Source organism: Empedobacter sp. ULE_I140 (assembly GCF_053482575.1).
Map to the genome: position 1 here is coordinate 2,286,945 of NZ_JBQMTX010000001.1, position 12,163 is coordinate 2,299,107.

At 31.3% G+C, this 12,163-nt stretch carries 11 protein-coding genes and 1 pseudogene; 2 read left to right on the top strand and 10 right to left on the bottom strand.

Annotated features, from left to right (window positions below; all coding sequences use genetic code 11):
* Positions 1-40 precede the first annotated feature (40 nt).
* The 9 genes and pseudogenes from yaaA to amaB form a co-directional block, all read right to left on the bottom strand.
* Entirely contained in the window at positions 41-796 is a 756-nt protein-coding gene (gene yaaA / locus ACTS9J_RS10890; RefSeq protein ID WP_038336050.1) for a peroxide stress protein YaaA, read from the bottom strand.
* A gap of 268 nt (positions 797-1,064) precedes the next feature.
* A pseudogene (locus ACTS9J_RS10895) lies at positions 1,065-1,619 on the bottom strand (GLPGLI family protein); the annotation flags it as partial.
* 18 nt (positions 1,620-1,637) lie between these two features.
* A complete protein-coding gene (locus ACTS9J_RS10900) occupies positions 1,638-2,516 on the bottom strand; it encodes an IS982 family transposase (protein ID WP_448353131.1) in 879 nt (292 codons plus the stop codon).
* Positions 2,517-2,570: 54 nt separating this feature from the next.
* Entirely contained in the window at positions 2,571-2,801 is a 231-nt protein-coding gene (locus tag ACTS9J_RS10905) for a hypothetical protein (RefSeq protein WP_448353235.1), read from the bottom strand.
* Between the two features lie 14 nt (positions 2,802-2,815).
* A complete protein-coding gene (locus ACTS9J_RS10910) occupies positions 2,816-3,541 on the bottom strand; it encodes a GLPGLI family protein (protein WP_448353236.1) in 726 nt (241 codons plus the stop codon).
* A gap of 6 nt (positions 3,542-3,547) precedes the next feature.
* Positions 3,548-4,300 (bottom strand): GLPGLI family protein, encoded by a 753-nt coding sequence (locus tag ACTS9J_RS10915; protein WP_291048962.1) that lies wholly within the window; start codon positions 4,298-4,300, stop codon positions 3,548-3,550.
* A gap of 144 nt (positions 4,301-4,444) precedes the next feature.
* A complete protein-coding gene (locus ACTS9J_RS10920; protein WP_291048964.1) occupies positions 4,445-5,224 on the bottom strand; it encodes an HAD family hydrolase in 780 nt (259 codons plus the stop codon).
* 60 nt (positions 5,225-5,284) lie between these two features.
* Positions 5,285-6,574, bottom strand: coding sequence for an L-lysine 6-transaminase (gene lat / locus ACTS9J_RS10925; protein WP_291052399.1), 1,290 nt, complete (start codon positions 6,572-6,574; stop codon positions 5,285-5,287).
* Between the two features lie 12 nt (positions 6,575-6,586).
* Positions 6,587-8,116, bottom strand: coding sequence for an L-piperidine-6-carboxylate dehydrogenase (amaB, locus tag ACTS9J_RS10930; protein WP_416410625.1), 1,530 nt, complete (start codon positions 8,114-8,116; stop codon positions 6,587-6,589).
* A gap of 141 nt (positions 8,117-8,257) precedes the next feature.
* Here amaB and ACTS9J_RS10935 point away from each other — a divergent pair, with 141 nt between their 5' ends.
* Both ACTS9J_RS10935 and ACTS9J_RS10940 read left to right on the top strand, forming a co-directional pair.
* Positions 8,258-9,424 (top strand): acyl-CoA dehydrogenase family protein, encoded by a 1,167-nt coding sequence (locus tag ACTS9J_RS10935; protein WP_416410623.1) that lies wholly within the window; start codon positions 8,258-8,260, stop codon positions 9,422-9,424.
* A 72-nt stretch (positions 9,425-9,496) separates the two neighbouring features.
* Entirely contained in the window at positions 9,497-11,173 is a 1,677-nt protein-coding gene (locus ACTS9J_RS10940) for a PNGase F N-terminal domain-containing protein (RefSeq protein WP_416410621.1), read from the top strand.
* Positions 11,174-11,197: 24 nt separating this feature from the next.
* Here the strand turns inward: ACTS9J_RS10940 and ACTS9J_RS10945 are convergent, their stop codons facing one another.
* Complete coding sequence (locus ACTS9J_RS10945; protein ID WP_416410619.1) at positions 11,198-12,124, bottom strand: alpha/beta fold hydrolase; 927 nt, start codon at positions 12,122-12,124, stop codon at positions 11,198-11,200.
* Between the last annotated feature and the right edge of the window lie 39 nt (positions 12,125-12,163).

A 12,163-nucleotide genomic window follows, 5' to 3' on the forward strand; every position in this document is an offset into this window, starting at 1 on the left:
ACTAATAAAGCAGTCTTCAAGTTATTATTTTTTTTAGTCATTATCTTGTAAATACCAAAGTTTCTTCGGTAGAAAGGTTCTCATCAAAACGATAACCATCCACGTCAAATGCTTTCACTTGATCCAAAGTTTCAACTTTATTTTCTGCACAATAACGCGCCATTGCACCACGAGCATGTTTAAAATACATCATGATTTTTTTCAATTCACCGTTTTTGTAATCTTGAAACTCTACATCAATCATCGGAACTTTTAACGATTTTTTATCCAAAACTTTAGCATATTCATTACTTGCTAAATTTAAGATAAATTCTCCTTTTTTTAGTTTCGAATTTAGAAAAGGTGTCAAAATTTCTTTCCAAAAACCATACAAATTTTTCGAACCATGAACATCTAATTTCGAACCCATTTCCAAGCGATACAACATTACTTTATCCGAAGGACGCAACATTCCATAAAGCCCAGATAACAAAAATGCATGTTTATTGAAATAATCAAGTGCTTCGTCGTTTAACGTCTCAGCATTCAAACCTCTATACACTTCACCTTTGAAAGCTAAAGCTGCTGGAATAGCTTGTTTCGCAGTAGGTTTAACATTCCAAACCTGATTACGCTCCACATTCATTTCTGCAATATCTTTCGAAATTTTCATTAATTTTTCGAGATCAGTTGTACTCATCTCTTTCATAACATCCATAATTTTTTGCGAATGTTCTAAAAATTGAGGTGTTGTTGCTCTCCATTTAGCATTCGTTTCCAAATTCATCATCTTCGCTGGCGAAAGTAATATTTTCATGTATCAAAAAATCTTAATTAATAAAAAAAGTATTCTGTTAGAATAAAATCTAATTCAACTCTTCTTTAACAAAGATAAGAATTGTTTGCTTTAGAAAAAGTGTAATTATATTGATTAAAAATATTCACAGATTATAAATAACTATTAATTAATATCAAAAAGGATTTAATTAAATTTTCGGTTTTCTTCGTCAATCATTTTTTCGAAATCTGACTGACTTATCTGTTTTCCTTTGGTTGATTTATTTATTGTTCTCTATACTATAAACTTAATCTTTATCTACTCCTTGGCTATTCATTTCTTGTTGTTTCTTAAAAAAAGCATCCATTTCTGCTTTATACGTTTTGAAATCAACAATTTTCCCTTTCTTTGGTTGATTTATTGTTACATTTTTCTTAGCTTCTTTTACAGATGTTGCATTATAAGTAATAACCATATCAGCATCGTCGTTCGTTTTTCTTTCTAATTCTAAAATCAAACCAGGTAATCCCATATACTTATCAGGTCCCGAAGGAAAAGACAAAGAAGTAGCAAACCAAGCTGTAAACTCTTCTTTATTGATTTTTGCAGTTGCTTTACGAACATCAAAGCCTAAGACTTTTCTCTTGTCGCGCGTTATAGTCCAATTAATTTTAGGAATAGAATCTTTGATAATTCGATCCATCCCAAAGCCAACCGATTCGTGCATATAAAAGTTTTCAAGTAAGTTTTTGTAATATAATCCATTTCCTTGATTACTACTGTAGCTTACTGAATTTCCACTATTTAGTGTTGGTTTTTGATTATAATTAGAAGCCGTTTTATTTGTTATTAAAATATAAGGTTTAACCCGTTGTGCATTTTAAATAATTTGGGTTTTTAGATTATTAATATTTCGATTAAAGTATGTTTTATTAATGTACTGAACCACAGTAAGTGCAGTAATTTTAGCTAAAATTCTGGTTTTAAATCCTTCGAAAGTCTTTGCATAATTTCGTCTAATCATAAACTGATCACATAGTTGAGAAAATAACGTTTCAATTCTTTTTCGATACTTTTTGAATGGATAAAACTGAGGTTTATACTCTTTTTGATTGGATCTTTTCGGTGTTTCTAATCGAATATTGGCTTCATTAAATAAGTCAATTTGAATTGTTTGTGACAAATAGCCTCTGTCACCAAGTAGCACACAATCTGACAGTTGAGATTTTATATCTTTCAAAAAATGAATATCATGAACAGATGCGGGACTAATATCAATACTCTGGAAAACACCAGTTAAAGAACAAACAGCATGAAGTTTATAGCCATAAAAAGACATTTGCTGAGAAGCACAAAAACCTCTATTTGGTGCACTATACTGATGTTCTTTGCAAATTTTAGAGCGATTAATTCTTGCTATTTTGCACACCTCCAACGGCATACTATCAACGATAAAACAATTTTCAAATTCATTAAATTCTTTCGCTAATTTGAGGCGAATACTATTAATTTGCTCTGATAATCTTCGTTTTCTACGATTGTAAATACTACGCTCAATTTTACAACTTAACGCATTAGGAAGATTTCGAAATAAATGATTTTCACTATCAATACCCATAAATTCAGCTGTTAAAACAAGACTTATGAGTTCTAAATCAAAAAGTTTAGGTTTTCTACGTTGATAAATTAAAAGTGTATCTCTTGATATTTTTCGAAGAACTTCCAATATTCTTTCGTAATTTGCAAGTAAGTTGTTCATTGTAAATGTTTTGTAGTTAAAACAATTTACTGATTTTCAATCAAATGAACAACTTTATTCTTTATTAATCAAAATGCACAACGGGTAAGGTTTAGGAATTTTCATTTGTTCAGTAAAGTATCTAATCGTTTCATCTCTACTTAATTTTCGGTTGTCAATTGTAACTGAACCTTGAGTTTTACTTGCGTCATATACTGTATATACATCATATTCTACCTCTAAAACATCTTGCGCATTTGCAAAATAACATAAGCTGCTTAATACAATCAATAATAATTTTTTCATAATTTTTATTTAGGTTAATCTTTATCTACACCTTGGTGTTCATTCGAACTTTGTTGGTTATAATCAGCTTTCAGCTTTTCAAATTCGGCTTTAGAAATTTCCTTAGCCTTGAATAATTTCTTAAATTCTAAATGATCTTTTGTTGTAACAGAAGTTGCTTTCAAAAAATAAGATGGATCAATAATTCCATTTCGAATAGATTCTATTTTTAATACCAGACCTGGAAGATTAATAAATTCTTTTGGACCAAAACGTTTGGGTAAACTTGGTGCGTACCAAATGATTGATTTATTATTGTCATTATATTTTACAACTGCTTGTTTAACATCAAAACCCAAATAAGTCGATTTTTCTTGCGTTAATTCGTATTTATAATGTGTCGAAATGGTATCAGTTACAAGGTATTTTTTATTCTCTATCATCCATTCTTGTTTCATTTTATTTTGATTGAAATCTTGTTCAAAATTATACGAAAAAATACCATACATCGTAACTAACGCATTCCCTTGAGAATTATTAATTTTCTCAATCTTAGAAAAAACACTTTTTCCTTTTTCTATTTGTAGTACATAAGTTTTTGGAACAGAAAGTGCTTTTATAAAATCATCACCCAATTTTTCTTCCTTTCCATCCTTCCCAAAAAGACGAGGAATAGAAACCTCCTCGTATTCAATTTCTAATGCATCTTGTGCTTGTAACACAATAGAAAAAAGGCTTATAAAAATTACTAAATATTTCATTCAAAATTATTTTTTATCCACTCCTATTGAAAAAGATTCTCTCATTTTTTGACGAGATTCATCTTGCAATTTTTTAAAATCTTCTTGTGTTATTTCTTCACCTTTCATAGGTTTAGTTTTAGACATTTTCTTAGGATTTAAGGTAATTTTATCCGCTTCATAAGTCATAATCGAACCAAATTTACCACCCGTTTCGCTCACCGTTTTCAGAATCAAACCTGGCAATCCATTCACTTGATTTGGTCCTGCATCAACCTTAATATCTGGTGCAAACCAAGCTGCTATTTGCTTGCCTTTATCATTACCAATAGCTTTTTTTACTTTGTGACCCAAAATCGTATCTTCAATATCTGTAATTTTCCATTCATAGTCTTTATATGGCGTAACCACAATAAAATTCTGTTTATCTAAAACGACTTCTTGACGAAACTCTTTCTTACTTGTTTCATTAATCAAAGCTTTATATTCTCCTCCAATATTAATTGAAAAAGCCCCCATAGAGCTACCATTTTGATCATTATTAATGGTTTCTATTTTTTTGTAAACGGACTGATGATCACTATATTCTAATTGATAATAAATATTTGGAGACCCTCCAATTTTTATTGTACCTCCTCCTTTTTGTGCTTGCTCTCTTTCAAACTCCTTTATTTTTTCTTCATCATGCTTTATATCATATTTATAATCGACAATAAGCTTTTCTTGCCCAAAACCAAAATTCGAAAAAAGTAAAAATCCAGCTAGTAATAATTGTTTCATTATATTGTAGTTTTTAATTAATACTCTAAAATAATTTTTATTTTTTAATTCTACAACAATAGAATGCGCAATTAACACAACATTGTGAAAAGAAAAAAAATCCAACTTAGGCTGGATTTTTTTTCTAAAAATTAAAATAAGTTTCTAAATTACCTCAAAATGTTTCAGTGCATTCCATATTCCGTGATTATCTGCAGAAGTTGTATAATAATCAGCTGCTTCACGAACATTCTCTTTCGCATCGCCCATTGCTACGCCTATTTTACAACCTTTCAACATACTAATATCGTTACCACCATCACCAAAAGCCATTGTTTTAGTTAAATCTAAATTATCGCGTTCAGCCATTCGCTCTATTCCACGCATTTTACTAATATTTTTCGGATTTATATCAGCAAAATATTCTATCCAACGTGTTCCTACACTGTTTGTCAACACATTTTTCATCAAATAATCTTCTTGTTCTTCGTTCACAAAAAAATTCATTTGCATAATATTATCTTTCGGCAAAGTTCGAGGATCAACCACTTCTGGAAGTTCCATTCCAAAATAAGCAAACGATTTTTCTACATTCTCATTCACACGATTGATACTAAACGCTTCTTTCGTCATATACGAAAATGAGAAAGGATTTTCATCATCATATTGTAACAAAGCCTCTATATCATTAGGGTTGATGTAATCTACAAAAAATGATTGACGGTTTTCGTCGGAGCACATTCCTCCATTATTATTGATGTAACCATCAAAACCATAATCAAAAATATGCTCAGGCATATCCACCATATTTCGTCCTGTTGCGATGTATATTTTTTTGTTTTTTTGTTTCAATAATTTCAACGCTTCGATTGTCGAATCACTGATTTCATGGTTTTCAAAACCTTGTAATGTTCCGTCAAAATCGAAGAAAAAAGAATCTATCATACTTTAGTTTTATCTTTTACAAAATTAAAAAAGCAACCTTTGTTTGGTTGCTTTTGCTGTTTATTTTAATGCTAATTTAATAATTTCTATTGCTTTATTGGTATCTTCTTCGGAAATATTGAGATGAGGACGCATTCGCACCGAGTTTTCACCACAAGGAAGAATAATCATATGATTTTCGAAACATGTTTTGATGAATTCTGAACGATCCAAATCTGATGAAAAATCAAACGCAATGAACAATCCTAATCCACGAATCGAATGAATTTTCTTCGTTTCTTTTGCTATTTCATTCAATTTTGATAAAATATATTTTCCTTTCTCTTCCGCATTTTCAACTAATTTTTCTTGTTCAATCACTTCTAAAATTAATTTGAAACGCAACATATCGATATAATTTCCACCAAAAGTCGAATTAATACGGCTTGATTCCTTGAAAACATTATTCGGAATTTGATCTAACTTTTCTTTATTCGCTAAAATTCCACAAACTTGTGTTTTCTTTCCAAACGAAATCACATCAGGAATCACATCATAATGCTGAAAAGCCCACATTTTACCAGTCATTCCCATTCCTGTTTGTACCTCATCAAAAATCAATAAAATCTCTTCTCTATCACAAATTTCTCTCAATTTCTGAAAGAATTCTTTTCGAAAATAATTATCTCCTCCTTCACCTTGAATCGGCTCAATAATAATACAAGCAACTTTATTTTTGCGTGTTTCTAAAGCATTTTCAATTTGTTCAATCGCACGTTTTTCAGCCTCAACAACCTTGCATAAATTATCTTCTGTAACAGGATAAATTCGTTTTGGATTTTCAATTCTTGGCCAATCAAACTTTGGAAAATATTCGTATTTACGAGGATCTTTCGTATTCGTTAGCGATAATGTATAACCAGAACGCCCATGAAAAGCTTGTTTAAAATGAATAACATCACTTGCTTCTTTCTCAATTCCTCTCGAAAAGTTTAATCTTGTTTTCCAATCAAAAGCCGTTTTCAATGCATTTTCTACTGCCAATGTTCCACCAGAAATAAAAAATAAATATTGCAATTCTTTCGGCATCGCTACACGCTCAAATGTATCAATTAAATCGGCGTAATCTTTTGTATAAATGTCTGACATCGCAGGTTTATTGACTGCATTTCGACCTAAAAAATCTATTTTCGCCATCAAATGTGGATGATTATAACCAATCGCAGTCGAAGCAAACATTGAAAATAAATCCAAATATTCAATGCCATTTTCGTCTACAACATAGGATCCATGCGACTTATCCATATCCATTACAATCGGATATCCATCTGCCAATATATGTTTTGCTAATCTTTCGTGTACTGTACTCATCTCTGTAAATTTTTAAAAATCAAACTTAATTCCTTGCGCCAATGGCACTTCTGTCGAATAATTAATTGTATTCGTTTGTCGTCGCATATACGCTTTCCAAGCATCAGAACCTGACTCGCGTCCACCTCCAGTTTCCTTTTCTCCACCGAAAGCGCCGCCAATTTCTGCTCCAGAAGTTCCAATATTTACATTTGCAATTCCACAATCAGAACCTTGCTGACTCAAGAATAATTCAGCTTCACGAAGATTATTTGTCATGATAGAAGACGATAAACCTTGTGCCACATTATTCTGAATTTCAATTGCATTTAACACATCTCCAGAATATTTGATTAAATATAAAATTGGAGCAAAAGTTTCATGTTGAACAATTTCGAAATGGTTCTCAACCTCAGCAATTACAGGCTTTACATAGCAACCGCTTTCAAAACCATTTCCTTCTAAAATTCCTTCTTCAACGATAATTTTTCCTCCTTCTTCATTAATTTTTTCTAATGCTTTTGAATACATTTCAACCGCATGTTTATCAATCAACGGACCAACATGATTTGTTGTATCCAACGGATTACCTATTTTTATTTGTTTGTAAGCATTTATCAACGATTCTTTTACCTTATCATAAATAGATTCGTGCACAATCAATCTTCTTGTTGTTGTACAACGCTGTCCAGCCGTACCAACTGCACCAAAAACAGCCGAAGTCAACATAATTTTTAAATCTGCATTTGGCGTAACAATAATCGCATTATTTCCACCTAATTCTAAAATTGTTTTACCCAAACGAGCCGCAACCACTTTATTCACTTCAATTCCCATTCGCGTAGAACCTGTTGCAGAAACCAAAGCCACACGAGCATCTTGTGCAATTAATTCACCAATTGTTTTATCGCCCATTATCAAAGAAGAAACGCCTTCTGAAATATTATTTGCTTTTAAAACTTCTGCTAAAATATGTTGACATGCAACCGCACACAAAGGTGTTTTTTCACTTGGTTTCCAAACTACAACATCACCACAAACCATCGCTAAACACGTATTCCAAGACCAAACAGCAACTGGAAAATTGAACGCAGAAATCACCCCTACAATTCCAAGCGGATGATATTGATCGTACATGCGATGCAAAGGTCTCTCCGAATGAATTGTCGAACCATATAATTGACGCGATAATCCAACTGCAAAATCACAGATATCAATCATTTCTTGCACTTCGCCCAAACCTTCTTGATAGGATTTTCCCATTTCATACGAAACTAATTTTCCTAAAGAAGCTTTTTTCTCACGAAGTTTATCTCCAAATTGACGCACAATTTCTCCACGTTTCGGTGCTGGAATCATTCGCCATTCTTTGAAACCAACTTGTGCCTCTTTTATCACTACTTCATAATCATCTTTTGTTGATGACTTAACTTTTCCAATCAATTTTCCATCTACTGGCGAGTAAGAAGAAAGCTCTTCACCTTTTCCAAACCAAGTATTTCCTGTCGATGTTCCGAAATTTTCGGAAGAAATACCTAATTCTTTTAATTCGTTTTCTATCATTTTTTTGTGTTATTTTGTGTTTTTAACTTTTACCTAAATTAGTCAAAAGTTTCATAAATTAAAATTTTTAATAAATATTATTCAGAATAATTTTTAATTTAATGAATAATCGTTAGATTTAATAAAATAAAACCGCATAAAATGAATTCAACTACAGATTATTTTAAGATTGATGATTTATTAACCGAAGAACATAAATTAATTCGTCAATCTGTTCGAGATTTTGTGGACAACGAAATAAAACCTGTGATAGATGATGCTGCGCAACATCATAAAGATATTCCAGATTTAATGAAAAAATTAGGTGCAATTGGTGCTTTAGGACCATATATTCCTGAAGAATATGGAGGCGCTAGTTTAGATCAAATGTCGTATGGATTAATCATGCAAGAATTAGAACGCGGCGATTCGGCTGTTCGTTCTGCTGCATCAGTACAATCTTCATTAGTGATGTATCCAATTTTTTCTTTTGGATCAGAAGAACAAAAACGCAAATATTTACCAAAATTAGCTTCAGGAGAATTCGTTGGAAGTTTTGGATTAACTGAACCAAATCACGGTTCAAATCCAGGCGGAATGGAAACTCGTTTAACTAAAAATGGTGATCATTATATCTTAAATGGAGCAAAAATGTGGATTACAAATTCACCAATTTGTGATATTGCAGTTGTTTGGGCAAGAGATGAAGAAGGAAAAATTCGTGGTGTTATTGTAGAACGTGGAATGCAAGGTTTTACAACACCAGAAACTTTGAATAAATGGTCATTAAGAGCTTCAAAAACAGGTGAATTAGTTTTCGAAAATGTAAAAATTGAAGCATCTCAAATTTTACCAGAAGTGAGTAGTTTACGGGGACCACTATCTTGTTTAAATTCGGCTCGATACGGAATTTCTTGGGGTGTAATTGGTGCTGCAATTGATTGTTACGAATCAGCTTTGAAATATTCATTAGAACGAACACAATTTGGAAAACCGATTGCTTCTTATCAATTACAGCAGAAAAAATTAGCTGAATTTATTACAGAAATTACGAAAGCTCAGTTGTTATGTTGGCGATTAGGAACGTTGAAAAACGAAAATAAAGCAACTCCTGAACAAATTTCTATGGCAAAACGCAACAATGTAAAAATGGCTATTGATATTGCGAGAGAATCTCGTCAAATTATTGGAGCAATGGGAATTGTAGGCGATTTCCCTATGATGCGACATGCTGCAAATCTTGAATCTGTAATTACATACGAAGGAACGCATGATGTCCATTTATTGATTACTGGAGCAGATGTGACAGGTATTAATGCTTTTGTATAAGATATTTTTTCATACAATCAGATATTTTTATAGGTTTACAATTCGTTTGTAAACCTTTTTTATTTATCACACATGAAATTGAAATCAATTCTACTTATAATTTTTTGTATTCAGGCTATTGTTCTTGATGCACAGGAAACCTACAAAATTACGTATGAACGCTTTTCGAACGGAAAGAAAGTCGAAGAAAATAACCCCATACAAGTTATTGCGAATACAAAAGAAACAATTATTGGAAAGCAACAAAGCTTTAATTCTTCGACAAATTATCCTGATGAAATGTTTTATTATTCCAAAACAAATCCATCAATCATCTCAATGATTACGCAATTTGACCCGACTAATTCTATTATTACAAATGATTCTGTCTCGTTTAATAAATCTGTTTTCACGATTTCTAAAGAAACAAAACGAATTTTAGGTTTACGTTGTAAAAAAGCAACAACAAATATCAATTCGAATACAATAGACGTTTGGTTTGTGGACAATATGGAATTGAATGCCTCTCCAACAATGGTTGGAATGAATTTAGGTTTTGTGTTAGAACTTACACGAAATAATAATTCAACGATTCGAGCTTCGAAAATAGAACGCGAAAAAGATTTGATTCCAAGTCAATTTATCCAAAAAGAATTGCATCAAAATCGAGTTGATTTGTTGACATATAAAGACATTATTTGGAAAAGTAAATTCGTTGATATTCCACTTTTATCACATCAACAAGTTAACTTTAGTAAAGATTTTTCGTCAAATGATTCAATTTATCGTTTTGCAAATGGAACTGTTGTAGTTCGAAAAATTAAAATTCCTCAAATTAAAGAAGGAAGCCAAGTTTTCTTAAATGTTTCGCAACAATCAAATGGTGATGCTTACGACAGAACAGGTTCTGTATTTTTGATCCCGCGTGATTCTAAAATTACATTTATGGATGGTTTGCAAAAAGGAATCAATGAATTACCAATTTATACATCAGCAAATAACAAGAAATATCAAGGTTATTTTTTGACAGAAAATTATTCACCAACGATAGAATTAATGCGCTTTTTCACACCTTTTGGAATTAATAAATTCAATCATATTCAATTAAAAAATCAAACTTGGGAAACCGAAGCAAAATATCGTCAAGAAATCACAGAATTTCAAGGTTTATTATCTGATCAAGAAGTTTTGATTGGTTTCTTCATTGGAAATTATGATCAAGGCGGACATATTATTTCTGCCAATATTTCTGTTCATCCATCAGGTTCTACAACAATGCCAATTAAAAAGGCTTTACCAATTTTCAATACTGCAAATGTGATGGAAATGGCTGGACAAGAATACTCTACTTTGTTCGAAAATCCGAATGGTTTTACAGTAGAATTCACGTTGAAAGAAGATTACAATAATGCTAAATTACGTTTTACAACAACTGGACATGGCGGTTGGGAAAATGGTGATGAATTTGTTCCGAAAGAAAATAGTATTTTTCTTGATGGACAAAAAGTATTTAATATAGTTCCTTGGAGACAAGATTGTGGTTCTTATCGCGCTTACAATCCAGCTTCTGGTAATTTTGACAATGGTTTATCATCATCTGATTATAGTCGTTCTAATTGGTGTCCAGGAACAATTACAAATCCTTATTTTATAGATTTGGGCAATTTAAAAGCCGGAAAACATAGTATACAAATAAAAATTCCGCAAGGAAAACCTGAAGGAAATAGTTTCAGTTATTGGAATGTTTCTGGTGTTCTTTTAGGAGAATAATTTTTTTTGGAGCAAAAAGATTTATTAAACGTCTTTTTGCTCTATTTTTTTATGATTTATCAAAACCGTTAACCAATCTACAATATCTTGATATACTTCATCTTTGATAGATTCATTCAATATTTCATGTCTCAAGTTTGGATATAGTTTCATTGTTACATATTGAAATCCATTTTGCTTTAAATCTTTATACGATTGCAAAACTCCTTTACCAAAATCACCAATTGGATCATCTGCTCCACTCACAAAATAAATAGGTAAAGATTGCGGTATATCTTTTGCCCAATTCTTTTTTGTTGCTTGTATATTTAAATTAATCAAAGTATAAAAACCGTTAACAGTGAAAGGTATTCCGCAAAGAGGATCTTTCAGAAAATTTAAACGATTTAACTCATCTAAACTAAGCCAATTAGTCTCATGAAAATTTTCTTCATTTTGAAAATGTTTATTATTCGATTTTAAAAAAATAGTATTAAGTAATTGACTTCTTTTATGAGGAATCAATTTATTTAGAAGACTTAAAAAACTACTCAATAATTTAATTCCAGGAATTCTACCTCCTGTTCCCATAATTATAGCACCATCAAAGTGATTTCCATATTCTTGAAGTAGGCAACGTGTTATAAACGATCCCATTGAATGCCCCAAAATAAAATGCGGTAATAAAGGGTATTTATTCTCTAACAATTTAGCTAACTCTTTTGCCGTCTTTATTAAATTTTCTTTTGGATTATCTAAGCAGAAAAAACTGTAATCTTCTTCTATTTTAGCTGTTTTTCCATGTCCTAAATGATCATATAACAAAACTAGAATTCCTTTGTCAGCCAAGTACTTTGCAAAATTTTCATATCGCCCACTATGTTCTTGCATACCATGGACAATAAGTAAAGTAGCTATAATTTCATCTTCTGGAAGAATTACTCTATAATAAACATTCTCTGGTATTGACATTTTTATTAAGATTTAATTATTAATTTACAGTTTTACTTA

Coding starts and splice junctions, on each gene's coding strand:
- yaaA (WP_038336050.1), bottom strand. CDS start 796: ATGAAAATATTACTTTCGCCAGCGAAGATGATGAATTTGGAAACGAAT.
- ACTS9J_RS10900 (WP_448353131.1), bottom strand. CDS start 2,516: ATGAACAACTTACTTGCAAATTACGAAAGAATATTGGAAGTTCTTCGA.
- ACTS9J_RS10905 (WP_448353235.1), bottom strand. CDS start 2,801: ATGAAAAAATTATTATTGATTGTATTAAGCAGCTTATGTTATTTTGCA.
- ACTS9J_RS10910 (WP_448353236.1), bottom strand. CDS start 3,541: ATGAAATATTTAGTAATTTTTATAAGCCTTTTTTCTATTGTGTTACAA.
- ACTS9J_RS10915 (WP_291048962.1), bottom strand. CDS start 4,300: ATGAAACAATTATTACTAGCTGGATTTTTACTTTTTTCGAATTTTGGT.
- ACTS9J_RS10920 (WP_291048964.1), bottom strand. CDS start 5,224: ATGATAGATTCTTTTTTCTTCGATTTTGACGGAACATTACAAGGTTTT.
- lat (WP_291052399.1), bottom strand. CDS start 6,574: ATGAGTACAGTACACGAAAGATTAGCAAAACATATATTGGCAGATGGA.
- amaB (WP_416410625.1), bottom strand. CDS start 8,116: ATGATAGAAAACGAATTAAAAGAATTAGGTATTTCTTCCGAAAATTTC.
- ACTS9J_RS10935 (WP_416410623.1), top strand. CDS start 8,258: ATGAATTCAACTACAGATTATTTTAAGATTGATGATTTATTAACCGAA.
- ACTS9J_RS10940 (WP_416410621.1), top strand. CDS start 9,497: ATGAAATTGAAATCAATTCTACTTATAATTTTTTGTATTCAGGCTATT.
- ACTS9J_RS10945 (WP_416410619.1), bottom strand. CDS start 12,124: ATGTCAATACCAGAGAATGTTTATTATAGAGTAATTCTTCCAGAAGAT.